This window comes from Lentzea atacamensis (assembly GCF_003269295.1).
In the GTDB taxonomy this organism is placed as follows: Bacteria; Actinomycetota; Actinomycetes; order Mycobacteriales; family Pseudonocardiaceae; genus Lentzea; species Lentzea atacamensis.
On the sequence record NZ_QLTT01000009.1, the window covers coordinates 287,450 to 310,404 of the forward strand.

The window sequence follows — 22,955 nt, forward strand, 5'->3', positions numbered from 1 at the left end:
GACGCAGGCCAAGACTCGAAGCAGCACATCCGGTAGCCAAGTGCCACGCGCAGAGCGGAAGTAGCGCTCCACACCCGGTAATTCGAGGTGGTGGAGCAGGCCGCCCACCGGGGATGAGGCGGGCGACCCACTCCGGAACCGGACGCGAGCCAAGGCTCGAGGCAGCGCATCCGGTGGTCAGGTGCCAGGTGCGGAGCGGAGTAGCGCTCCACGCCCGGTGGCTCGGGGTGGTGGAGCGGGTCGCCCGCTGGGGGTGGGGCGGGCGACCCGCTCGGGGACCGGACGCGAGCCGAGGCTCGAGGCGGTGCGTCCGGTGGCTGGGTGCCAGGCGCGGAGCGGTGGGAGTGGCTGCGCGCCTGGCGGCTTTGGGGATTGTTTAGGCCAGGTGCCGGTCGATGGCTGGACTTAGTGGGTGGGCGGGGCGCCTGCTGGGGTGGGCAGGTGCGGGCCGCTTGAGTGGGGCCGGTCGCGGAGTCGGGGCTTGGGGCCTCCGCGACCGGCGGATTGAGGGACGGCGGGCGCGGGGCCGGCGGGTGGGGTCAGGTTGCTCGGCGTTCTCGGAATTGGAGGGCTGCTGCTACGTGGTCGGCGGTGGGGCGGTCGGACTCGGCCAGGTCGGCCAGGGTCCAGGCGACGCGCAGGCAGCGGTCGGCGCCTCGGCCGGTCAGGGCGCCGGTGGCCAGGGCTCGGTCGAGGAGGGTTGTGGTTTGGCGGGGGAGGGCGAACTCCCGGCGCAGGGCTGGGCCTGGGACCAGTGCGTTGGCCGGCCAGGTGTGGCCGTGGGAGGACCAGCGAGTGGCGGCTCTCGCTCTGGCTTTCAGGACTCGCTCGCGGACTGTGGCTGTGGGTTCGGGTGGGGCGGCGTCGGCGGTGGTCATGGCGGTGGTGGCTCTCATTCGGACGCGGAGGTCCACGCGGTCCAGCAACGGGCCGGAGAGGCGGGCCTGGTAGCGGCGGCGGACTGTGGCGGTGCAGATGCAGTCGATTTCCTTCGGCGGCGCGCACGGGCAGGGGTTGGTGGCGAGGATCAGCTGGAAGCGGGCCGGGTAGCGGGCTATGCCGTCGCGGCGGGGGATGCGGACTTCGCCGGATTCCAGGGCCGTGCGGAGGGTGTCGATCGTCTTCTGGCCGAACTCGCAGGCCTCGTCCAGGAAGAGAACGCCCTTGTGGGCTCGGGACGCGGCGCCTGGTTTGGCCATGCCGCTGCCTCCGCCGATCAGGGCGGCGATCGACGTCGTGTGGTGGACGTCCACGAACGGCGGGCTGGCGACCAGCGGGCAGTCGGAGGACAACGTGCCGGCCACCGAGTGGACCGCTGTCACCGCCAGGGCGTCTTCGCGGGTCAGCGGTGGGAGCAGGCCTGGCAGGCGTTCGGCCAGCATCGTCTTGCCCGTGCCCGGCGGGCCCGTCAGGAGCAGGTGGTGGGCACCCGCGGCGGCCACCTCCAGAGCCCAGCGGGCTTCTGGCTGGCCCACGACGTCGGCCAGGTCCGGGAACTCCGGCGTGGGTGGCGGCGCTGACTCCGGAGGTGGTTGCAGGGTCACGTCTTCGGAGCGCAGCCAGGAGAGGACTTCGGAGAGCGTCAGCGCGCCGTGGACCTCAATGCCGTCGACCAGCGCCGCTTCTGGCAGTGCGTCCACCGGCACGATGGCGGTGCGAAGGCCTGCTCTGCGGGCGGCCAGCAGGGCGGGAAGGACGCCGCGGACCGGGCGGACCCGGCCGTCCAGGGCCAGTTCGCCCAGGAGCACCGTGGTGGCCAGGCGCTCGGCCGGCACCGAGCCGCCGGCGGCCAGGGTGGCACAGGCTATGGCCAGGTCGTAGCTGCTGCCGCCCTTGGGCAGGTTGGCCGGGGAGAGGCCCAGGACTATGCGTTGTTTGGGCCATTCCTCGTCGCTGTTGCGGACGGCGGCCTTCACGCGCTCCTTGGACTCGTGCAAGGAGGCGTCGGGCAAGCCCAGGAGGTGGGTGCGGGGCTGGCCCACGCCCACGTCGGCCTCGATCTCGACCGCCAGGCCGTCGACGCCGTAGAGCGCGACGGACCATGCCTGCGCCAGCCCCACGTCAGGCTCCCCGCAGGTGTTGCAGACGCGGTTCGCCGCCTGGTGGCCAGGTGACCGAGATCAGGTCAACGCGGACCTGACACCAGCCGACGCCGTGCGCGGCGAGCCAGCGCAGGGCCGTTCTGCGCAGGCGGGAGAGCTTGCGCTGGTCCACGGCCTCGTCCGGGCGGCCCCAGGCGGGGCCGGACCGGGTTTTGACCTCGCAGACGACCAGGCGGTCGCCCTCCACGGCCACGACGTCGAGCTCGCCGTCGCGGCACGTCCAGTTGCGGGACAGGACCACCAGGCCCTGCCCCTCCAGGTACCTGCACGCCAGGTCCTCACCCTGACGGCCCAGCTCCTGCTGCCTGGTCTCGACCAGTGCCCGTACCACCACTGCCCTCGCCTCCCTGCGGGTCGTTGGGTACGACCTTGCAGGGTGGGGCGGGGTGGGTGGCCGGGCTGACGGGAATCTGTGGACAACTCGGCGGCTGTGGACAGGTCGGCCGTTGTCGATGTTGAAACGGCGGGAATGTCGGTGGGGTGTGCTATGTGGGGAACGGCCCGCTTTCCGGCAGGCGAAGGTCCGGTTTGTCCAGCTCCTCCACGTTCACGTCCTTGAACGTGATGACACGGACGTTCTTCACGAACCGCGCGGGGCGGTACATGTCCCACACCCACGCGTCCGACATGCGCACCTCGAAGTACACCTCGCCATCGGCGTTGCGCACCTGCACATCCACCGAGTTGGCCAGGTAAAAACGCCGTTCGGTCTCCACGACGAACGAGAACTGGCTGACGATGTCGCGGTACTCCTTGTACAGCGACAACTCCATCTCGGTCTCGTACTTCTCGAGATCCTCTGCACTCATTACGCCTCCGCGCGGGTCATCTGCTCCGCGCCCTCCCTCGTCGCGAGCTCCCCGGCGTCAACCGGGGCTGCATCATTCTGGACCACGGCCGCGGCAGTCGTGCCGCGCGCCACCTTGTGCGGCGCGGCGAGACCGTGCTTCGCGGCCGCCGCTGCCACATTTACATACGACCAGCGATGCTCAGCACACGGGCCGTGCTCCATCAACGCCGCGGTGTGCTCCGGCGTGCAGTAGCCCTTGTGCACGTTGAACCCGTACTCCGGGTAACGCGAGTGCAGATCGGCCATGATCCGGTCTCGCGTGACCTTGGCCAGCACGGATGCCGCCGCCACGCACGCCGCCGCCTGGTCTCCCTTCAGCACGGCGACGCTCGGAGCGGGCATCCCCGGCACCTTGAAGCCGTCGGTCAGCACGTACCCAGGATGCGTCGACATCTGCGCGACCGCTCGCCGCATGCCCTCGATGTTCATGACGTGAATGCCCAGCCGGTCGATCTCGGCGGGCGACACGACGACCACGGAGTGATCCACGGCACGCTTCAGCACGAGGTCGTACATCCGTTCGCGCGCCAGCGCGGTCATCAGCTTCGAGTCGTTCAAGCCCTCGAACCGCGCCGCGTCACCAGGGCGCAGCACGCACGCCGCGATCACCAACGGCCCCGCGCAGGGCCCGCGTCCTGCCTCGTCGACACCGGCGACAGGCCCCAGCCCCCGGCGCTCCAGCGTGCTCTGCAGCGCCCAGTTCCCCGACGAGCCCCGCACCACCGCGCGAGGCGGTAACAGCATGGTCATCGGCGGAATCGGTCTCGCACTCGACGTCCGAGCAGCAGAAGCGGCCACGCCGCGACGATACCCACGCCCATCGGGACGCTCTGCTGCCATCCCGGCGCACCCATCGAAACGACTTGGGGGTTGTGGTCCGACACCCCGCCCCACCTCGACGGAGGCAGCACGATCACGCGCGCCTTGCCGATCACGTTGTCCACCGGCACGAGCCCGTTGATCCCGCCCTGGCCCTGGCACCGCGAGTCGCACGAGTGGTTGCGGTTGTCACCGAGCACGAACAGCATGCCGTCCGGGATCTTGAGCTCCTCGAACGACTCCTGCTCGGCCGGCGTGCCCTCGTCGAAGTGCTTGTACGGCTCGTCCAGCGGCTTGCCGTCCACCGTCACGCGGTTCTGCTCGTCGCAGCACTTCACGGTCTGCCCGCCCACGGCGATCACGCGTTTGACGAAGTCCTCCTCGTTCGCCGACGGCAGCCCGATCAGCGACCCGAGCCACGACAGCCCCTGCGAGATCGGGTTGGCCGGCTCGTCGGTGATGAAGTCGTTCTGCCACGACGGCGGCCCCCGGAACACGATCACGTCGCCGGGCGACGGTTCGGTGAAGCGGTAGGTGACCTTGTCCACCAGCACACGGTCGCCGTAGCAGTCGGTGCACCCGTGCAGCGTCGTCTCCATCGACTCCGACGGGATCATGTAGACGCGGCCGAGGAAGATCTGGATGCCGATCGCGAGGCCGAACGCGACCAGGATGAGGACAGGCAGTTCCTTCCAGAAGTTGCCCTTTTTCTTCTTCTTCGATGTTTCATCCGAAGCGTCCGAAGTCGGCTCGTCGCTGGACGGGGTCTGCTCTGGATCGACGTCAACCACGAGATCAGCCTAGGGGCTGCGGGTTGTGATCCGACACAACACTCCAACGATCCTTCGGGAAAACGATGTACCGCGCCTTCCCGATGACGTTCTCGATCGGGATCGTGCCCGCTACGCCGCCGCCGCCCTGTTTGCGCGAGTCCGTGGAGTTCATCCGGTTGTCCCCCATGACGAACAACCGGCCCTCTGGCACGCGCACGGGAGCGAACGGCTCGTGGTTCGCCGACGAAGTACCGGGCTGCCAGTAGATGTACGGCTCATCGAGCGGTTTGCCGTCCACGACAACACGATGCTGTTCGTCGCAGCACATCACCGTCTGACCAGGCAACGCGATGACGCGCTTCACGAAGTCGCGCTCGTTCGCGGGCGCGATGCCCAGCAACGAACCGATGTTCTGCACAGCGCGCGCGACGGGGTTCGCCGACGGCGCAACGCGGAAGTCGTTCGTGGTCCACGCCTCGGGGCCGCGGAACACGACCACCTCACCGGCCTCGACGTCGCCGAAGCGGTAGGCGACCTTGTCGACCAGCACGCGGTCGTTCTCGCAGCCGGTGCAGCCGTGCAGCGTGCGCTCCATCGACGCCGAGGGGATCACGTAGACCCGCGCCACGAACGCCTGGATCAGCACCGTCAGCACGACGGCCGTCACGACGACGTAGAGGATTTCTCTCCAGACAGGAGTACGCCCCCGCTCCGGTTCGTCCGGTGCGGAGGCGTCCTCGAAGTCTTCTGGGCTCGAAGCCACCGATCAGGAGACCGGCTTGGCCTCGCGCTTCTCCTTGATCTTCGCAGCCTTGCCGCGCAGGTCGCGCAGGTAGTACAGCTTGGCGCGACGCACGTCACCGCGGGTCACGACCTCGATCTCGGAGATGTTCGGCGAGTGCACCGGGAAGGTGCGCTCGACGCCAACGCCGAACGAGACCTTGCGGACGGTGAAGGTCTCACGGATGCCGCCACCCTGGCGACGGATCACGACGCCCTGGAACACCTGGACGCGCTCGCGCGAGCCCTCGATGACGCGGACGTGAACCTTCAGCGTGTCACCCGCGCGGAAGCTCGGGATGTCGGAGCGCAGCGACTGGGCGTCAATTGCGTCCAGGATGTTCATCGGTGGTCCTCACGTGTGTCTGTGAACTCCCCAGAGCATGTTCCATGACAGTGCACGACATGTTGGGGGTCGGCTTGGAGCGCGCGCCGGTACGACCACCGGCTGCGGCAACTGTTCTATTTTGCCACGCAGGTCCGTGCACGAGAAATCGGGCCTACTGCTCCCCCTCGCGCAGGCGCGCGAGCAGTGCACGGTCATGCTTGTCGAACGCGTCCTCTGGCAGCGATTCCAGCAGGTCAGGGCGCCTCTGGAAGGTCCGCACGAGTGATTGGTCACGCCGCCAGCGGTTGATCAGCTTGTGGTTGCCGGACCGCAGCACGTCCGGCACGGCGAGATCCCGCCACACCTCCGGCCGCGTGTAGCTCGGGCCTTCGAGCAGCCCGTCCTGGAACGAGTCCTCGGCGTGCGACTTCGGGTTGCCGAGCACGCCGGGCAGCAGCCGCGCGACCGCTTCCACGATCGCGAGCACGGCCACCTCGCCACCGACCAGCACGTAGTCGCCGATCGACACCTCGTCGACGCGCATGCGCCGTGACGCGTCATCGACAACACGCTGGTCAATGCCTTCGTAGCGGCCACACGCGAACACGAGGTGCGACTCGGACGCGTACTCGTGCGCCACCGCCTGCGTGAACGGGCGACCAGCCGGCGTCGGCACGATGAGGCGCGTCTGCTCGGTGCACACGTCGTCGAGCGCGGGACCCCAGATGTCGGCCTTCATGACCATGCCGGGCCCACCGCCGTACGGGCTGTCGTCGACGGCCTTGTGCACGTCGTGCGTCCAGTCGCGCAGGTCGTGCACACCGACGCTGATCAGGCCCTTGTCGATCGCCTTCCCGAGCAACGCGGCACGCAGCGGCGTGAGGTACTCCGGGAAGATCGTGACGACGTCAATCCGCATCGAGCAGACCCTCTGGCGGGTCGATCACGACACGGCCGCCGCGCACGTCCACGGTGGGCACGATCTCGCGCACGAACGGCACCAACGCCTCCCCGCGATCACGGATGATCACGAGCAGCTCGCCGCCGGGACCGTGGACGATCTCCTTGACGGTGCCGATCTTCGTACCGTCGACCAGTTCGGCCGTGAGCCCTTCGAGCTCGTGGTCGTAGAACTCGTCGGGATCGTCGGTCGGCGGCAGGTCGTCGGTGCTGCCCAGCAACAACGTGCCGCGCAACGCCTCCGCGACATCGCGCGTGACGACTTCCTCGAAACGCACGAGCAGCCGCCCGGCATGAGGCCGGGCGGCTGACACGGTGAGGCTTCGAGACGTGCCGTCACGCAACCTGGCCTGCATCGTCGCCCCGATCGCGAAACGCATCTCGGGAGAGTCAGTGCGCACGTCAACGGCGAGCTCGCCGGTGATCCCGTGCGCCTTGGCCACACGGCCGACAACAACGTCCATTTGCCCTGAAAACTCGTTCTCAGCGATCGGTGTCGACGACGTCGACCCGCACACCACGACCGCCGATGCCGGCCATCACGGTGCGCAGAGCCGTCGCGGTGCGACCACCGCGGCCGATCACCTTGCCGAGGTCGTCCGGGTGGACGTGGACCTCGAGGGTGCGGCCGCGGCGGGTCGTGACGAGATTCACCCGGACGTCGTCCGGGTGGTCGACGATGCCGCGAACGAGGTGTTCGAGGGCGTCAGCCAACAAACTCACGCCTCGTCCTTGGGCGCCTCGGCGTCAGCCTTGGGGGCCTCTTCGGCCTTCTTGGCCTTCTTCGCCTTCGGCGTGGTGGCCTCGGTCATCGGCTCCTCGTTCGCGGCGGCCAGAGCGGCGGCGAACAGGTCGGCCTTCGCCGGCTTCGGCTCCTTGACCTTCAGGGTGCCCTCGGCGCCCGGCAGGCCCTTGAACTTCTGCCAGTCACCGGTGATCTCGAGAAGACGCTGGACCGACTCGGTCGGCTGCGCGCCGACACCCAGCCAGTACTGCGCGCGCTCCGAGTCGACCGCGATGAACGACGGCTCTTCCTTCGGGTGGTACTTGCCGATCGTCTCGATGGCCTTGCCGTCGCGACGGGTGCGCGCGTCGGCGACCACGATGCGGTAGTACGGCTGGCGGATCTTGCCGAGACGCTGAAGCTTGATCTTGACGGCCACTGGCCTGGTACTCCTTGAACTCTGTGTTGGTGATGCACACGGCCGCGGCCCGGGCAGAGGGGCCGACCGCGGCGGAACAGACGGCAATTGTGCCAGATGGGGGCTGGTGGATCCGAATCGGGTCTCTACACGAACGACCTGACGGCCCCCAGCGCGTCTCTCACGGCTCGCGCGTGCTCGACCGCGCCAGGCGTGTCGCCGTGCACGCACAGCGACTCCGCCTGGGTTTTGATGATCGTGCCGTCGACCGCGACGATCTCGCCGTCCCGCAGCCTGGTGGCGCGCTCGACGATCTGCGCGGTGTTCGTGAGCAGGGCGTTCGGTTCGCTGCGCGGCACCAGCGTGCCCTGCGGGGTGTAGCCGCGGTCGGCGAACGCCTCCTGAACGGGCCTCAGGCCCGCTGCCACGGCCTTCTTCAGCAGCTGGGAGCCGGGCAGGCCGAGGATCGGGAGGTTTTTGAACGCCTTGGCGCCGTTGACCACGGCTTCCGCCTGCTTCTCGTGGTGCACCGTGGCGTTGTAGAGGGCGCCGTGCGGCTTCACGTAGACGACCTCGGTGCCTGCTGCTCGTGCGCACGCGTCGAGCGCGCCGATTTGGTACAGGACCTCGTCGGCCAGCTCGACGGGGTCGGCGTCGACGAACCGCCTGCCGAAGCCCGCGAGGTCGCGGTAGGAGACCTGCGCGCCGATCTTGACGCCGTTCTTCGCGGCCTCCTCGCACACCTTGCGCATCGTCGAGGGATCGCCGGCGTGGAAGCCGCACGCGACGTTCGCGCTGGTGATGATGCCCAGGAGCGCGTCGTCGTCTCCGAGCTTCCAGATGCCGAAGCCCTCGCCGAGGTCGCTGTTCAGATCCATCAGATGACACCGGCCGACAGGAGGAGGAGAGACAGTCCGGGGAGGAAGTTGTTCATCACGTGCGCCACCATGCTCGCCCCGAGGCTGCGGGTGATCAGGCGGGCCACGCCGATGGGGATGGCGATCACGAGGAGCAGCCACGTGCGCTGCGGTTCGAGGTGACTGACCGCGAAGATCACCGTGGTCAGCACGAAAGCGGCCCACCGGCTCCAGCCCTGCCGCTCCACGGCGCCCCAGAGCAGCCCGCGGAAGATGATCTCCTCGCAGATCGGCCCGATGAAGCTCATGTACACGAACATCGTGATCGCGGCGGCGAGCGGCAGGTTCGCCTGGCTGAAGAGCTCGCCGACAGAGCTCGTGGCGTTCTCCTTGCCGACGATCTTCGCCCACACGGTCGCGGCGGCGTAGGTGAAGACCAGGCCCACGACACCGATCTTGAGACCGGTGACGACGTCCGCCTTGGTGGTCTTGAGTCTCAGGTCCACGACGGGCCCGTTGCCGCGCACGTAGGTGATCACGACGGCGAGCGTGGCCGCGAGCATGATCGGCACCAGCGAGCCGATCAGCACCAGCGCGGTCGAACTCTCCAGCGTCGCGCCGAAACTGTTCCCCACCGCGGTGATGAACACGGCGCTGAGGATGAAGACGGCTTCCACCAGCAGGAACGCGCCGAAGCCCCAGCGCTGGCCGACCCGCTCGGGCTCCGGGTTGCGGCTGATGTCCCGCACGCTCTCGATGAAGCCCCGCTTCGGCTTCAGGGACTCCGGCTCACTCACGCTCTGCAATCTAGTCACGCCGCGACTACCCGCGGCTGTGCAGCGGCCTGGGACACCCTCATGATCGGCTCACCTCGCGCTCGACGGCTTGTGAAGCACCGATGCACTGTCGGTGCCTCGCGATACGCTTGGAGTGGGGACCGCGAGCCCCCTTGGGGGAATGCTGCCGCCCCCGAATCCGAGGTTACTGTGCGGCACCGACGGAAACCGGGCCAAGCATCTGGCCAAAAGATGGTCAGATCGGGTCCCCGCCGGATGTCCTCTCTCCTGGTGAACGAATCGGCGCACAACGGCTGGTACTAAACCTCAACGGCGCAGAGTCGTCTCCTGCGCCATGTGCGAGAGCTTCGCCGGGTTGCGGACCGCGTACAGCCCGCTGATCAGGCCGTTGTCGATGCGCAGAGCGACCACGGTGTCCAGTTCGCCCTCGAACTTGAAGATCAACGCCGGGTAGCCGTTGACCTGGGCCGCCTCCATCTCCCAGTCGGTCACCTTCATCAGGCCGCCGAGCAGCATGCGCGCCACCTTCGAAGCACCCACGACGGGACGTGCGACCGCCTGCTTCACACCGCCACCGTCACCGAGGAATACGACGTCCGGCGCCAGCAGGTTCAGAAGCGCCTGCAGATCACCGGTTTCGGTGGCGCGCTGGAAGGCGGCCAGCACCTTGCGGGTCTCCGCCTGGGTCACCACCTCGCGCGGGCGGCGGGCGGCCACGTGGGAGCGGGCCCGGTGCGCGATCTGGCGGACGGCGGCGGGGTTCTTGTCGACGGCCGAGGCGATCTCCTCGTAGTCCAGGTCGAAGACCTCGCGCAGGACGAAGACGGCGCGTTCGGTCGGGGTGAGCGTTTCGAGGACCAGCATCATCGCCATCGAGACGCTGTCGGCCAGTTCCACGTCCTCGGCGACGTCCGGCGCGGTGAGCAGCGGTTCGGGGAGCCAGGAACCCACGTAGGACTCCTTGCGGCGGCCCAGGGTCCGCAACCTGGACAACGCCTGGCGGGTGACGATGCGGACCAGGTAGGCGCGGTGGTTCTCGACGATGTCGTGCTCGACGCCGGCCCACTTGAGCCACGTCTCCTGCAGTACGTCCTCGGCGTCGGCGGCGGAGCCGAGCATCTCGTAGGCGATCGTGAAGAGCAGGTTGCGGTGGCTCACGAACGTGTCGGTCGCGACGTCCGGCATTGGTCTCCTCCTGACACGGGTCTCTCCACAAGACACCGGCCGACGAGGGTTTGTGACAGTGGCGTGAGTCACAAATCCGCCGTGTCACAGCCGAAGAGCGAGCGGCATCTCGTGGTCGTCAGGCAAGGCCCACCAGGGAGGAAATCATGGAATCGCGCTTCGACCTCTTCGCCACCGAAACCGGCGCCAAGATCGCCAAGCGGTTCGCAGGCCTCGGCATGGCGCTGCACCAGTCACCGCTGCCGAAGATCACGGCCGAGCTCGTCAACCTGCGGGCCAGCCAGATGAACGGCTGCGGCTTCTGCATCGACATGCACGTCAAGGAGGCCGTGGCGGCGGGCGAGGACCCGCTGCGGCTGCACCTGGTCGCGGGCTGGCGCGAGACGACCGTGTTCACCGAGGCCGAGCAGGCCGCGCTGGCGTTCGCGGAAGAGGGCACGCGGCTCACGCACGAGGGCGTGACCGACGAGACCTGGGCGAACCTGCGCAAGCACTACGACGACGAGCAGGTCGCATCGCTCGTCTGCCTGCTCGGGCTGATCAACGCCGCCAACCGGATGGCCGTGATCACGCACCAGAAGGGCGGCTCGTACCAGACCGGGATGCTGGCCCAGTTCGAGAGCTAGTGGATCCTGCCCCTGAGCATGATCATGCGCGGCGACCGCAGGACGTCGAGGTTCTCGCGAGGGTCCTCGTCGTAGACCACGATGTCCGCGGCCGCGCCTTCGGTCAGCGACGGGAAACCGAGCCACTCGCGGGCGTTCCACGACGCTGCGCCGATGGCGTCGGCGGCGCTCATGCCCACGCGGTGCAGTGCGGCGATCTCGTCGACGATGCGGCCGTGCTGGATGCCGCCGCCCGCGTCGGTGCCCGCGTAGACCGGCACACCGGCCTCGATCGCCGACGCCACGGTCGTGGAGACGCGGGCGTGCAGGGCCCGCATGTGGTTCGCGTACGCCGGGTACTTGGCCGCCCTGTCCGCGATGCCGGGGAACGTCTCGATGTTGATCAGCGTCGGCACCAGCGCGGTGCCCCGCGCGGCCATCAGCGAGATCGTGTCGTCGGTCAGGCCGGTGCCGTGCTCGATGCAGTCGATGCCCGCGTTGATCAGGCCGGGCAACGCGTCCTCGCCGAACACGTGCGCCGTCACCTTCGCACCGGCGTCGTGGGCGACCTTGATCGCCTGGGCCAGCTCCTCGTCCGTCCACAGTGGAGCGAGGTCGCCCACGCCGCGGTCGATCCAGTCGCCGACGAGCTTCACCCAGCCGTCGCCGTACGCGGCCTGCTCGGCGACCGCGGTGGGCAGGTCCGACTCGATCTCCACGCCGATGTGCGGGAGGTAGCGCTTCGGGCGGGCGATGTGGCGGCCAGCCCGGATGATCCGCGGCAGGTCCAGGCGCTCCTGCAGCGGCGTCGTGTCGATCGGCGAACCGCAGTCGCGGATCAGCAACGTGCCCGCGTCGCGGTCCGTCACTGCCTGTTCCACCGCTTCCGGCAGCTCCACGCCACCCTGCGGGCCCAGGCCGACGTGGCAGTGCGCGTCGACCAGGCCGGGCACCAGGAACCCGCCGTCGACAACGGTCTGAGCACCCGGCACCGGCCGGGTGCGAACCCGCCCGTTGACGACCCACAGGTCTCGCGGTTCGCCGTCGGGAAGGACGACGCCGCGCAGGTGCGTGGTCACTTCTTCTTGTCGTCCCCGTCGAACTTGAACTTCGACGGGTCGAAGCCGGGCGGAAGCTCGTTCAGGTTGCCGCCGAGGTCGGGCAGACCGCCACCGGGAGGCAGGCCGGGCATACCTGGCATGCCGGCGGGCATGCCACCGGGGAACATGCCGGGGAAACCGCCCTTGATCTTGGGCGGCGTCGGGCCGCGGCCCTTCCCCTTCTTCCCCTTCTTGCCCTTGCCCTTCTTGCCGCCGCCACCGCCGCCGAAGCCCATCCGGCCGGCCATGGCCGACATCATCTTGCGGGCCTCGAAGAAGCGGTTGACCAGGTCGTTGACGTCGCTGACCTTGACGCCCGAACCGTTGGCGATGCGCAGCCGGCGGGAGGCGTTGATGATCTTGGGGTCGTCGCGCTCCGCCGGGGTCATGCCGCGGATGATGGCCTGGATGCGGTCGAGGTGCTTCTCGTCCAGCATCGCGAGCTGGTCCTTCATCTGACCGGCACCGGGGAGCATGCCGAGCAGGTTCGCGATCGGGCCCATCTTGCGGATCGCGAGCATCTGCTCCAGGAAGTCCTCGAGCGTCAGCTGGCCGGAGTGCAGCTTCTGCGCGGCCTTCTCGGCCTGCTGCTGGTCGAAGTGCTGCTCGGCCTGCTCGATCAGCGTGAGGACGTCACCCATGCCGAGGATGCGCGAGGCCATCCGGTCGGGGTGGAAGACGTCGAAGTCCTCGAGCTTCTCGCCGTTGGACGCGAACAGGATCGGCTGGCCGGTGACCTCGCGGACCGACAGCGCGGCACCACCGCGGGCGTCACCGTCGAGCTTCGTCAGCACCACGCCGGTGAAACCGACGCCGTCGCGGAACGCCGTGGCCGTGTTGACCGCGTCCTGACCGACCATGGCGTCGACCACGAACAGGACCTCGTCCGGGTTGACCGCGGCCCGGATGTCGATGGCCTGCTTCATCATCTCCTCGTCGACACCCAGCCGGCCGGCCGTGTCGACGAGGACGATGTCGTGCTGCTTCGCCCTGGCTTCCTCGATGCCGCGGCGCGACACCGCGACCGGGTCACCCACGCCGTTGCCCGGCTCGGGAGCGAAGACGGGCACGCCCGCGCGCTCACCGACGACCTGGAGCTGCGTGACGGCGTTGGGGCGCTGCAGGTCGGCCGCGACGAGCAGCGGCGTGTGGCCCTGCCCCTTCAGCCACTTGGCGAGCTTGCCCGCGAGCGTCGTCTTACCGGCACCCTGCAGACCCGCCAGCATGATCACCGACGGCGGGTTCTTCGCGAGGTTCAGGCGGCGCGTCTCGCCACCGAGGACGTTGACCAGCTCCTCGTTGACGATCTTCACGACCTGCTGCGCCGGGTTCAGCGCCTGGTGGACCTCGGCACCCTTGGCGCGCTCCTTCACCTTGCCGATGAAGTTGCGCACAACTGGCAGCGCAACGTCGGCCTCGAGCAGGGCGACCCTGATCTCGCGCGCGGTGGCGTCGATGTCGGCGTCGCTGAGCCTGCCCTTGCCGCGGAGGCCCTGGAGGACCGTGGTCAGCCGGTCGGAAAGCGTGGAGAACACGCCGTCCAGACTAGCTAACCGCGATGCCGTGACTGGCCAAGGCCTCCAGCAGCACCGGTGGCCGCCGTCCCACGGGAGCCGTGGAGATCTGCGCGAACCGCAGACCGGCCGCCACCGCCGCCCCGTCCGCCACGGGATCGTCGCCCACGTACAGGCACTCGGAAGGCTCCACGTCGAGCCGGACGCACGCCGCCTCGAAGGCCCGCGCGGAAGGCTTGGCGAAGCCGATCTCGAACGACAGCGCGAAGGCGTCCACCACCAGCGACTCCCGCGCGAACACCGGCCGGATGTCCCACGAGATGTTGCTCAGCACCCCGACCTTCAACGGGCGCGCGGCGGCCAGAGCGGCCGGCGCGTCGGGATAGGGCACCCAGAACGCCGGGTTGTGCAGCCGCTGGAACAGGTCGTCGGGCATGGAGAGGCCCGCCAGCCGGAACAGGGTCCAGTAGGCCGACCGGTTCGCCAGCGCCGTGAGGTCCCTGGCTTCCCACACGGCGCGTTCGGCGGCGTTCATGCGTGCCACGTAGGGGGCGGGCGCGCGCAGGACGGAGAGGTGGGCCGGCGAGAGCCATCGGTGGGTGGGACGCCCGAAGAGGGTGCCTGCGAAGTCGAAGAGAACCGCCTTGATCACGACACAATGATGCGCAGACCACCCGAGGTTCCCGCACGGGTGAGCAGCGTCACGCTGCCGAAGCCGGCAGGGACCCAGCCCGCCTCGAACCGGGCGCGCATCTCCATCCCGCGGCGGACGTGCCGTTCGAAGGCGTGGGTCCGCACCACGCGGCGGCGGGCGATCTGGCCGTCCAGGGCCTGGGCCGCCGAGGCGTCCAGCCACAGGAAGTGGCGGGAACGCCCCGACAGCAGACCGGCCAGGACCAGCATGAAACGGGTGCCGGGACGGGTGGACGGCTCGTGCACCACCAGCAGGCCCGTGCGGAACAACGCCGCCCAGAACACGCGGAGCCGGTGCGTGAGGTGCACGAAGACGCGCCAGTACTTGTACGGCAGGGGCATGCGCGGTTCGAGCCACATGCGCACTTGGTCGGAGTCGAGCACGGTGACCGGCTCCTCCGCGTCCAGGCGGGTGAGCAGCGTCGTCTTGCCCGCGCCGGGGATGCCGGCGAGGACGACGAGTGAGCGTGGCTGCACTCGGACGGCGGTGGTCTGCGTGTTCAACACGGCGGTCATGTCCTAGAAGACGTGTTGACCTTCCCTCTCGTTCAGTTTGGTCCGAATTCTGAGGAAATGCACAGAAGTTCAACGCCAGACGACTGCCCGGTACACGCCGCCCGCGAAACCCGCGCGGCCGATGATCTGTCCGCTCTCGGCCAGTCCCGTCACGACGCTGCTGGTAGAACCGGCGAGCACGGGCAGCGCCGTCTGCACGCCGGCGGCGTCCCACGTCACCGCCCACGAACCGGCGGTGCCGGCCACCACACCGGCGTTGTTGATCGCGGCGGCGACCGACGGCGACGGGGCGAGCGGTACGGCAGTGGGCGGCTCGGTCACCGTCCAGCGGACCGCCCGCGTGCCCGAGGTGCCGACGGCGAAGCCGTTGTCGGAGATGTCGCGCGGGAAGGCGCCCACACCCAGCGACACGCGCCTGCGGCCCGGCCACAGCACACCTTCGTCGCCGACCCGGCCCACCGCGTCGGCGGCCTGGTTGTGGCCGTGCAGCTGCGCGCCGGCGTTGTCGTACACGTAAAGGCTGCCCTGGCCGGCGTTGGTCCACCGCGCGGGCGCGGTCCGCGAGTACCCGATCACCGTGTCATCGCTGGTCACGTGTGACGCCCGGCCCTCACCGACCACGAACGCCACGCCGTCGCGGTCCCAGACGACCGCGTGGCTGACGCCGTTGATCGTCGCGTCGCCGACGACGGTGCGGTCGTCGTTGATGTCCCAGGCGACCGAGGAGTCCGCGCCGGGCACGGTCAGCACGGTCAGCCGGCCGCGGTCGTCCCAGCGCGCGGCTCGTGCGCGGTTCGTGGAGTCGGCGACATAGCCGACGACGTTGCTCGCGCCGTTGACCGCGGTCGCCCACGAACCGAAGCCGAGATCGTCGAGTTTCGAGACGGGTGAGTAGCGGTCCCACCGGACCGCGTTCGCCGAACGGCCGTCCGAGCTCATCGAGACACCGGTGACGGTGCCGAACTCGTTGATGTCGGTGGCGATGCTCAGCTGATGACCCGGCAGCGTGCCGAGGTCCTCGACCGCCACGGCGGCTTGAGCGGAAGGAGTGGTCAGGAACGTCGCGGCGACGGCCACGACCGAGACCATTGACAGTTTGTTCTTCACGATGCAACCCCCAGCGTCGCGAATCCCTTACCCGCCACCCTGCCCCGGCCGCGCCGCCGTTGTCCAGGAAGCTGTCTCGTTGTCAGTGCCAGAGGACCGCATGGGGGAAGGGAAACACCGGCCGGAGAGTCCGGCGGTGTCATTGCACGGTGCCTCCCCCAGCTCCGCGAACGATCACCGCCGGCCTGCCCCGGCCGGGTCCACCGTCCAGAAAGTGTTCCACCCCTCGAGGACGCTTTCCGGACACCACAAGACTGCCGGGTGCCGGAACCGTTCAGGAGCGTGAGCACCCGGAGAGGTTGTGCGTAGAGCTACTCAACTGCTACCTGGCCGCCTCGAGCACGGCCCGTTCGATTCGCCGCCGGTCCAGTTCCGCGCCCGCGATGCTGAACGAGTCGACGACGGTCGCGCCCAACGTGGACACGCGCGCCCACTGCACGTCGACACCGCACTGCTCCAGCGCACCGGCCACCTTGTGCAGCAGCCCGATCCGGTCGGCCGCACGCAGTTCGAGCACCACCGCGCCGGTCGCCTCGTCGTCGAACCACAGCACCTTCGCGGGCGGCGGGTCGAGCGGCGGGCCGCCGTAGTCGCGTTCCTTCGCGGCGAGCTTGTCCGCCAGCGGCAGCGAGCCCTCGATCGCCCTGGACAGCTGTTCGCGCAGCAGCTTCGCGTCCGGCAACGAGCCGAAGCGCGGTGACACGGTGAACGTGTCCACCGTCGCGCCGCCGTGCGAGCGCAACGTCGCCGCGTGGACCTCCAGCGAGTTCAGCGCGAGCACGCCGGCCGCCTTGGACAGCATGCCGGGACGGTCCGGCGCGAGCACCGTCACGATCGCCGCGTGATCCTGCTTCTCCAGCAGCACTTCCGGCTTCCCCGACGCCGCGACACGTTCCGCCATCGTCACGTGCGCGGGGTCGAGCGGTTCCGGTTTGGGCAACGCCTCCCCGGCCATCGCCGTGCGGCAGCGTGCAACCAGGTCGGCCATCAGCGCGGCCTTCCAGTCCGTCCACACACCCGGTCCGGTCGCGAGGGAGTCCGACTCCGCCAAGGCGTGCAGGAGTTCCAGCAGCACCGCGTCGCCACCGAGCGTCTCCACCACCCGGTGCACGGTCGCCTCGTCCTCGACGTCACGCCGGGTCGCGGTGTGCGGCAGCAGGAGGTGGTGCCGGACCATCGCGGACAACGTCTCGACGTCCTGCGGCCACAACCCGATCCGCTCACCGATCTGGGTCGCCAGCGCGGCACCCACCTCGGAGTGGTCCTGCTGCCGGCCCTTGCCGATGTCGTGGATCAACGCGCCCAGCAGCAACAGGTCGGGCCGCGCCACCGTGGTCGCCAGCCTGGCGGCGTGCGCGACCGTCTGCACGAGATGCCGGTCGACCGTCCACATGTGCGCGGCGTCGCGCGGCGGAAGGTCCCGGACCGCGCCCCACTCGGGGAACAGCCGGCCCCACAACCCCGTGCGGTCCAACGCTTCCACTACGTCCACGAGCCCGCTTCCGCTGCCCAGCAACGCCAGCAGCTCCTCACGGGCCTCACGCGGCCACGGCTGGCGCAGCTCCGGCGCCGAGTCCGCGAGCCGGGTCAGCGTGCCGGACGCGATCGGGTGCTTGCTGCGAGCGGCAGCCGTGGCCACGCGCAACAACAGTGCGGGGTCGCGGCTGGGAACCGCGTCACGGGCGAGAGAGACCTCGGACCCGTGCAGCACAACGCCTTCGTCCAGCGGTCTGCGCGGCGGCTGTCCTCTCAGGAACGCGCCGAGCCCGCGCTTCGGCGCGGCGGCACGAGCCGTCCGCATCGCGACGTCGAACGCGTAGACGACCGTCCGTGCGGCAGAAGAAAGCGAACGGGCCAAAGCGAACCGGTCGGCCAGCCCCAGCGCCGAGGCGACCTCGTCACCGTCCTGCGCCCGCAGCACATCACGGGGTTTGCGCGCCACGCGACGAAGTTCGGTGCGCACGTCCAGCAGCAGTTTGCGGGCCTCACCGACGTCGGCGGAGGGCCGATCCACGAGCTGTGCCAACGACAGCGCGTCCAGGATCGTGAGATCGCGCAGGCCACCGCGGCCGTGCTTCAGATCGGGTTCGACGCGGTGCGCGATCTCGCCACCACGGCCCCAGCGCTTCTGCGACGACTCGGCGATCTCGTCCAGGCGGTTGCGCACGTTGCCGCGCCACGCCTGCCGAGCACCGTCGGCGAGCTTCTGCGAGACCTCCTGGTCGCCGGCGATGTGCCGGATGTCCAGCAGTCCCAAGGCGGTCCGCAGGTCACCGGCGGCGACCCTGAGCGCCTCCCCCACGGTGCGGACCGAGTGGTCGAGGCCGATGCCGGAGTTCCACAGCGGATACCAGAGCTTCTCGGCGATCTGGTCGATGTTCTTGACGCCGTTGTGCACCAGCACCAGGTCGAGGTCGGAGTAGGGCACGAGCTCACGCCGCCCCAGCCCGCCGACCGCCACGAGCGCGATACCCGATCCGGATATGCCCGCTCCCCCCGCGTGTTTGGTCAACCAGAACTCGTGCAGGTCCACGAGTGCTTCGCGCAGAGGTTCGGCGGCCAAGCGACGACGACCTGGTGCGAGCAGCCTTTCGCGTGCTCGCACCAGGTCGTCAGCCGTGACGACGGCCGTTTCGTTGTTCTCCACGGGCCGTCTCCTCAGTTGTTTACAGCGCGTCCGATCCACGTTCGCCGGTGCGGACCCGCACCACCGTGTCGACCGGAGTCACCCAGACCTTGCCGTCGCCGATCTTGCCGGTGCGGGCGGCCTCGACCACCGCTTCCAGCACCTTCTCCACGGCGTTGTCGTCCACGACGACCTCGACCTTGATCTTGGGGACGAAGTCCACGGAGTACTCGGCACCCCGGTAGACCTCGGTGTGGCCCTTCTGGCGGCCGTAGCCCTGCACCTCGCTGACGGTCATGCCCAGCACCCCGAGCTGTTCCAGGGAGCTCTTCACGTCGTCGAGCGTGAACGGCTTGATGATCGCGGTGACCAGCTTCATTTCTTGTTGCTCCCCTCGAGAACCGCGGTCGCACCCGCGGCCACGCTCGCCTTGCCGGTACCACGCGCGCTGGTGAGGCTGCCGTACTCGTAGGCGCGCTCAGCGTGCTCAGCCTCGTCGATGCTGGCGACCTCCGCCTCCTCCGACGCGCGGAACCCGACGGTGAACTTCACCAGGTAACCGAGCAGCAGGCTCAGCACGAACGAGTAGGCGAGCACCGCGAACGCACCGACGGCCTGACGCCACAGCTGGTCGACGCCGCCGCCGTAGAAGAGACCGTTGATCTTGGCCGGGGCCGCGTCGCTGGCGAAGAGACCGATCAGGATCGTGCCGGACAGACCACCGACGAGGTGCACGCCGACGACGTCGAGCGAGTCGTCGAAACCGAGGCGGTACTTGAGGCTCACGGCCAGCGCGCACAGCACACCGGTGATCGCGCCGATCGCGATGGCGCCGATCGGGGTGACCGAGGAACAGGCGGGCGTGATCGCGACCAGACCGGCGATGACACCCGAGGCCGCACCGAGGGTGGTGGCCTTGCCGTCACGGATCCGCTCCGTCAGCATCCAGCCGAGCATCGCGGCGCAGGTGGCGACGAGCGTGTTGATGAACGTGACACCGGCGGTGGCGTTCGCGCCCAGGGCCGAACCGGCGTTGAAGCCGAACCAGCCGAACCACAGCAGACCGGCGCCGAGCACGACCAGCGGCAGGCTGTGCGGCTTCATGGGCTCCTTCGGCCAGCCGACGCGCTTGCCGAGCACCAGAGCCAGGGCGAGACCAGCCGCACCGGCGTTGATGTGCACCGCGGTACCACCGGCGAAGTCGATCGCGAGGAGCTTGTTGGCGATCCAGCCACCGGGGTCGACGACGTTGCCGGCCTCGTCCTTGCCGTCGAAGTCGAAGACCCAGTGCGCGACCGGGAAGTACACGACCGTCGCCCACAGGCCGGCGAACAGCAGCCACGGGCCGAACCGGGCGCGGTCCGCGATCGCACCGGAGATCAACGCGACCGTGATGATCGCGAACATCGCCTGGAACGCCACGAACACGGTGCTCGGGATCTTGGCGGGCAGCGCGAGCGACTCGGGCGCCAGCAGTCCGCTGAGACCGAAGAACTCGAACGGCTTGCCCAGCAGGCCAGCGCCGACGTCCGCACCGAATGCCGTCGAGTACCCGAACAGCACCCACAGGACACCGACAACGGCCATCGCGCCCAAGCTCATCATCATCATGTTGAGCACGCTCTTCGAACGGACCATACCTCCGTAGAAGAAGGCAAGGCCCGGCGTCATCAGCAGCACCAAGGCGGCGCTGATGAGCACCCAGGCGGTGTCCCCTGTATCCACTTCGACCTCCACTGCACGTCGGTTGCAGGGAGCATCGGGATGTCCTGTTTCACCCGCTTACGTGGAACGTTTCGCGCAGGTGAACTGTCGACCTGGACGTGTTACGTCCGCGTTTCACGGCGTTCACGGTCACGATTCGGCCACCTCACGGCGGCGACCCGGTGACGAGCTGTAGCCCGCGCCGTCCCTCTTCCGAGGCAATCGACCACCCCGCCCACGCCCGCTGGATACCGCGGGCTGATGCGCACCTTCGCCGTGCTGCTGGTCGTCGTCACGTGTTCGGCGTTCGTCGCGTTCGCCGTCTACATGTTCCAGGAGCTGAAGGGGACGGTCGCGGGCGCGCACGGATTCGACGTGATCACGCAGGGAGAGCAGGTGGTGGGCGAGGTCCGGCAGGAGACCGGCACCTGCGCCGATCCGTTCGGGGCGATGAAGGTGGTCCCGCACTCCGGGCGCACCAGGGTGACCCTGGAAATCCGGCCGCAGCAGCACGTCATCAACGCGATCCGGCTGCGGGTGGACGCCGTCACACCCCGGTACCGGAAGGCGCGGTACCTGTACCACTGCGCCGGTCCCGCCGAGCCCGCCGCCACCCGTGTGCGGGTCGACGCGAGCAAGGAGACCGTGTACCCCGTCGAGGGTTCGTTCCCGCGACAGGTGCCGGCGGAGGGCTACCGGCAGGACATCGAGGTCGAGGTGCACGGCGAGATGGCCGCCGACTGGCAGGTCGAGGTCGACTACACGCTCGACGGCGTCGCCGGGACACAGCTCGCGCCAGGGCTCCGAGGGCTGGTCACCGAGCCCGGACCGGCCGAAGCCGACGGGCGCCGGGTGTGGTGCGACCGGCAGTGGCGCCCGGGCGAACGGTGCTAGCGACGAACTGACCCTGCCCCCGGCGTGTACACCGGGGGGCAGGGCCAGTGACCTGTGAACTCAGAACGGTCCAGCGATCTTCGGCTTCGCCGACAGCACCGACGCCTCGGCAGGAGGCTCGACCGCGGCACAGGACGTGCCACTGCGCGGCAGCTTCAACGACACCATGTACTCGTTGTTGATCTTCAGCGTGCACTCGCTGCGGTCGTAGACGCCGTGGCCCCAGCCCTCGTAGGTCACGAAGACGGTGGTGTCACGGGACTGCTTGTGCGCGTTGACGGCCCACTCGTAGACCGTCGCCGTGTCGTACCTGGAGTTGGTGAGCAGGATCTTCGGCGCGTTCTTGATCTTCAGCGGGTGCTGGGGGTTCGTGGCCTTCGGGAACCCGACGCAACCCATCATGGCGCCGTGGCCGATCGACGAGCCGAGGGTGTCCGGCGCGACACGCTTCTCCATGGCGTTCAGCGCCTGGTACTCGCCCCACGAGCTGACGCGGAGGTTGTAGTCGTTGCAGAAGATGCCCGCGAACGGGTTCTCGAACGTCTCACCCTCCGCGAACGCACCGGCGGCCACCGGCGCACCCTGAACGAGCGTCGCGATGTAGTCGGCGAACGGCTTGAAGGCCGGGCCGTAACCCATGCCGACCACGTTGGCACCGAGGCGCTCGGCGGTGATGACGTTGCCGTTCGAGTCCTTCAGCTCACCGCGGGCGGCCTTGGCGAGCAGGTCCTTCCAGATCTTGCGCAGGTCCTTGCCGTAGAACGGCGACGACGGCGTGCGGTCGCTCCACTTGACCCACTCGTTGAACATGTCCTGCGCACCGCGCGCCTCGGTCTCGAGGAACTTCCAGGTGCCGAGGCTGTGGTCCATGTTGGAGTCGATGATCATGGCGCGGATGTTGCGGCCGTACTGCTCCGCGTAGTGCTGCCCCATGATCGTGCCGTACGAGATGCCGTAGTAGTTGATCTTCTTCTCGCCCAGCGCGCGGCGGATCGAGTCGATGTCGTTGGCGACGTCCCGCGTCGAGGCGTGGTCGAAGATCGGGCCGGACTGCTTGCGGCAGTCCTCGCGCAGCTCCTTGTTGAACGCGACCAGCTGGTCGAACTCGGCCTTGGTCTTCGGGTAGTCGGACGGTTGCTTGCGCAGCAGGTCGGCCGAGCACTTGATCGGCTGGCTGCGCGCGACGCCACGCGGGTCGAACCCGATGACGTCGAACTTGTCGACGATCTCCTTGCTGAAGTAGCGGTCGGCGCCGAACGAGAAGTCGACACCGGAGCCGCCGGGGCCACCGGGGTTGATGACCATCGCACCGATCCGGCCGGCCTGGTCGTTGGCCTTGCGGCGCGACACGGCCAGCTTGAACTTCTCACCGGCCGGCTTGGCGTAGTCGATCGGCAGCTCCAGGAAGCCGCAGTCCATCGTCGGAACTTCCTCGCACGGCTTCCAGTCGATCGCGCCGACCTTGAACTCCGGCTGCCCCTCCGGAGCCGCCAGCGCGAGCGGTGACACACCCAGTACCAATGCAGAACTCGCGAGCGCGGCTCCGAAGGCGCGCATCATCGGTTGCATGGATTTCCTCCCTAGATCCCCGATCTTGCGGGAG

General features: G+C 68.9%; 25 protein-coding genes. 2 read left to right on the top strand and 23 right to left on the bottom strand.

Annotation, left to right across the window (positions count from 1 at the left end; translation table 11 throughout):
- Window positions 1–539 precede the first annotated feature (539 nt).
- From C8D87_RS34625 to C8D87_RS34690, 14 genes are all read right to left on the bottom strand, one after another.
- Window positions 540–2,060, bottom strand: a complete 1,521-nt coding sequence (locus C8D87_RS34625) for a YifB family Mg chelatase-like AAA ATPase (protein ID WP_109634042.1) — start codon at window positions 2,058–2,060, stop codon at window positions 540–542.
- A gap of 1 nt (window position 2,061) precedes the next feature.
- Window positions 2,062–2,436: a YraN family protein gene (locus C8D87_RS34630; RefSeq protein ID WP_233439326.1), complete on the bottom strand. Its 375-nt coding sequence runs from the start codon at window positions 2,434–2,436 to the stop codon at window positions 2,062–2,064.
- 151 nt (window positions 2,437–2,587) lie between these two features.
- Window positions 2,588–2,911 (bottom strand): DUF2469 domain-containing protein, encoded by a 324-nt coding sequence (locus tag C8D87_RS34635; protein ID WP_030468024.1) that lies wholly within the window; start codon window positions 2,909–2,911, stop codon window positions 2,588–2,590.
- Entirely contained in the window at window positions 2,911–3,702 is a 792-nt protein-coding gene (locus C8D87_RS34640; RefSeq protein WP_109634044.1) for a ribonuclease HII, read from the bottom strand. The genes C8D87_RS34635 and C8D87_RS34640 overlap by 1 nt, the downstream gene beginning before the upstream one ends.
- Window positions 3,699–4,562: a signal peptidase I gene (lepB, locus tag C8D87_RS34645; RefSeq protein WP_112229937.1), complete on the bottom strand. Its 864-nt coding sequence runs from the start codon at window positions 4,560–4,562 to the stop codon at window positions 3,699–3,701. Before lepB (C8D87_RS34645) ends, C8D87_RS34640 begins: the two co-directional genes overlap by 4 nt.
- 4 nt (window positions 4,563–4,566) lie before the next feature.
- Window positions 4,567–5,307, bottom strand: a complete 741-nt coding sequence (gene lepB / locus C8D87_RS34650; protein ID WP_109634049.1) for a signal peptidase I — start codon at window positions 5,305–5,307, stop codon at window positions 4,567–4,569.
- A 3-nt stretch (window positions 5,308–5,310) separates the two neighbouring features.
- Window positions 5,311–5,670, bottom strand: coding sequence for a 50S ribosomal protein L19 (rplS, locus tag C8D87_RS34655; RefSeq protein WP_109634051.1), 360 nt, complete (start codon window positions 5,668–5,670; stop codon window positions 5,311–5,313).
- Window positions 5,671–5,824: 154 nt separating this feature from the next.
- Window positions 5,825–6,571 carry a tRNA (guanosine(37)-N1)-methyltransferase TrmD gene (gene trmD / locus C8D87_RS34660; RefSeq protein WP_112229939.1) on the bottom strand — a complete coding sequence of 249 codons (747 nt, stop codon included), beginning with the start codon at window positions 6,569–6,571 and terminating at the stop codon, window positions 5,825–5,827.
- Window positions 6,561–7,076, bottom strand: coding sequence for a ribosome maturation factor RimM (gene rimM / locus C8D87_RS34665; protein WP_109634056.1), 516 nt, complete (start codon window positions 7,074–7,076; stop codon window positions 6,561–6,563). The genes trmD and rimM overlap by 11 nt, the downstream gene beginning before the upstream one ends.
- Window positions 7,077–7,095: 19 nt before the next feature.
- Entirely contained in the window at window positions 7,096–7,335 is a 240-nt protein-coding gene (locus tag C8D87_RS34670; protein ID WP_030468017.1) for an RNA-binding protein, read from the bottom strand.
- Window positions 7,332–7,775 carry a 30S ribosomal protein S16 gene (rpsP, locus tag C8D87_RS34675; RefSeq protein ID WP_109634058.1) on the bottom strand — a complete coding sequence of 148 codons (444 nt, stop codon included), beginning with the start codon at window positions 7,773–7,775 and terminating at the stop codon, window positions 7,332–7,334. The genes C8D87_RS34670 and rpsP overlap by 4 nt, the downstream gene beginning before the upstream one ends.
- Before the next feature lie 125 nt (window positions 7,776–7,900).
- A complete protein-coding gene (locus tag C8D87_RS34680; protein WP_109634060.1) occupies window positions 7,901–8,632 on the bottom strand; it encodes a LamB/YcsF family protein in 732 nt (243 codons plus the stop codon).
- On the bottom strand, window positions 8,632–9,408 hold the full coding sequence (locus C8D87_RS34685) for a type II CAAX endopeptidase family protein (protein WP_109634062.1): 777 nt from the start codon (window positions 9,406–9,408) through the stop codon (window positions 8,632–8,634). Before C8D87_RS34685 ends, C8D87_RS34680 begins: the two co-directional genes overlap by 1 nt.
- Window positions 9,409–9,714: 306 nt before the next feature.
- Complete coding sequence (locus tag C8D87_RS34690; RefSeq protein WP_112229941.1) at window positions 9,715–10,593, bottom strand: RNA polymerase sigma-70 factor; 879 nt, start codon at window positions 10,591–10,593, stop codon at window positions 9,715–9,717.
- 146 nt (window positions 10,594–10,739) lie between these two features.
- Between C8D87_RS34690 and C8D87_RS34695 the strand changes: the two genes are divergently transcribed.
- Window positions 10,740–11,219 (top strand): carboxymuconolactone decarboxylase family protein, encoded by a 480-nt coding sequence (locus C8D87_RS34695; protein WP_109634066.1) that lies wholly within the window; start codon window positions 10,740–10,742, stop codon window positions 11,217–11,219.
- Here the strand turns inward: C8D87_RS34695 and C8D87_RS34700 are convergent.
- The 8 genes from C8D87_RS34700 to C8D87_RS34725 form a co-directional block, all read right to left on the bottom strand.
- A complete protein-coding gene (locus C8D87_RS34700) occupies window positions 11,216–12,277 on the bottom strand; it encodes an amidohydrolase family protein (RefSeq protein WP_112229943.1) in 1,062 nt (353 codons plus the stop codon). The genes C8D87_RS34695 and C8D87_RS34700 overlap by 4 nt on opposite strands.
- Window positions 12,274–13,833: a signal recognition particle protein gene (ffh, locus tag C8D87_RS34705; protein ID WP_112229945.1), complete on the bottom strand. Its 1,560-nt coding sequence runs from the start codon at window positions 13,831–13,833 to the stop codon at window positions 12,274–12,276. Before ffh ends, C8D87_RS34700 begins: the two co-directional genes overlap by 4 nt.
- Before the next feature lie 10 nt (window positions 13,834–13,843).
- Window positions 13,844–14,464: an HAD family hydrolase gene (locus C8D87_RS46365; RefSeq protein ID WP_170154819.1), complete on the bottom strand. Its 621-nt coding sequence runs from the start codon at window positions 14,462–14,464 to the stop codon at window positions 13,844–13,846.
- Window positions 14,461–15,021 (bottom strand): AAA family ATPase, encoded by a 561-nt coding sequence (locus C8D87_RS46370; RefSeq protein WP_170154820.1) that lies wholly within the window; start codon window positions 15,019–15,021, stop codon window positions 14,461–14,463. The genes C8D87_RS46365 and C8D87_RS46370 overlap by 4 nt, the downstream gene beginning before the upstream one ends.
- 69 nt (window positions 15,022–15,090) lie before the next feature.
- Window positions 15,091–16,128: a hypothetical protein gene (locus C8D87_RS46375; RefSeq protein ID WP_170166695.1), complete on the bottom strand. Its 1,038-nt coding sequence runs from the start codon at window positions 16,126–16,128 to the stop codon at window positions 15,091–15,093.
- Between the two features lie 322 nt (window positions 16,129–16,450).
- Window positions 16,451–18,775, bottom strand: coding sequence for a [protein-PII] uridylyltransferase (locus C8D87_RS34715; RefSeq protein ID WP_112229947.1), 2,325 nt, complete (start codon window positions 18,773–18,775; stop codon window positions 16,451–16,453).
- A 19-nt stretch (window positions 18,776–18,794) separates the two neighbouring features.
- On the bottom strand, window positions 18,795–19,133 hold the full coding sequence (locus C8D87_RS34720) for a P-II family nitrogen regulator (RefSeq protein ID WP_109634076.1): 339 nt from the start codon (window positions 19,131–19,133) through the stop codon (window positions 18,795–18,797).
- A complete protein-coding gene (locus tag C8D87_RS34725; protein ID WP_109635211.1) occupies window positions 19,130–20,479 on the bottom strand; it encodes an ammonium transporter in 1,350 nt (449 codons plus the stop codon). The genes C8D87_RS34720 and C8D87_RS34725 overlap by 4 nt, the downstream gene beginning before the upstream one ends.
- Before the next feature lie 240 nt (window positions 20,480–20,719).
- On the opposite strand from C8D87_RS34725, the gene C8D87_RS34730 reads away from it, so the two are divergent.
- A complete protein-coding gene (locus C8D87_RS34730; protein ID WP_112229949.1) occupies window positions 20,720–21,352 on the top strand; it encodes a hypothetical protein in 633 nt (210 codons plus the stop codon).
- Window positions 21,353–21,412: 60 nt separating this feature from the next.
- Here C8D87_RS34730 and C8D87_RS34735 read toward each other — a convergent pair whose 3' ends face one another.
- A complete protein-coding gene (locus tag C8D87_RS34735; RefSeq protein WP_112229951.1) occupies window positions 21,413–22,921 on the bottom strand; it encodes an alpha/beta fold hydrolase in 1,509 nt (502 codons plus the stop codon).
- Window positions 22,922–22,955 lie beyond the last annotated feature (34 nt).

Excerpts from the sequence above, each read along its gene's own strand:
- C8D87_RS34635 (WP_030468024.1), bottom strand. The coding sequence starts at position 2,911 with ATGAGTGCAGAGGATCTCGAGAAGTACGAGACCGAGATGGAGTTGTCG.
- C8D87_RS34640 (WP_109634044.1), bottom strand. The coding sequence starts at position 3,702 with ATGACCATGCTGTTACCGCCTCGCGCGGTGGTGCGGGGCTCGTCGGGG.
- rplS (WP_109634051.1), bottom strand. The coding sequence starts at position 5,670 with ATGAACATCCTGGACGCAATTGACGCCCAGTCGCTGCGCTCCGACATC.
- trmD (WP_112229939.1), bottom strand. The coding sequence starts at position 6,571 with ATGCGGATTGACGTCGTCACGATCTTCCCGGAGTACCTCACGCCGCTG.
- rimM (WP_109634056.1), bottom strand. The coding sequence starts at position 7,076 with ATGGACGTTGTTGTCGGCCGTGTGGCCAAGGCGCACGGGATCACCGGC.
- C8D87_RS34680 (WP_109634060.1), bottom strand. The coding sequence starts at position 8,632 with ATGGATCTGAACAGCGACCTCGGCGAGGGCTTCGGCATCTGGAAGCTC.
- C8D87_RS34690 (WP_112229941.1), bottom strand. The coding sequence starts at position 10,593 with ATGCCGGACGTCGCGACCGACACGTTCGTGAGCCACCGCAACCTGCTC.
- C8D87_RS34695 (WP_109634066.1), top strand. The coding sequence starts at position 10,740 with ATGGAATCGCGCTTCGACCTCTTCGCCACCGAAACCGGCGCCAAGATC.
- C8D87_RS46370 (WP_170154820.1), bottom strand. The coding sequence starts at position 15,021 with ATGACCGCCGTGTTGAACACGCAGACCACCGCCGTCCGAGTGCAGCCA.
- C8D87_RS34720 (WP_109634076.1), bottom strand. The coding sequence starts at position 19,133 with ATGAAGCTGGTCACCGCGATCATCAAGCCGTTCACGCTCGACGACGTG.
- C8D87_RS34730 (WP_112229949.1), top strand. The coding sequence starts at position 20,720 with ATGCGCACCTTCGCCGTGCTGCTGGTCGTCGTCACGTGTTCGGCGTTC.
- C8D87_RS34735 (WP_112229951.1), bottom strand. The coding sequence starts at position 22,921 with ATGCAACCGATGATGCGCGCCTTCGGAGCCGCGCTCGCGAGTTCTGCA.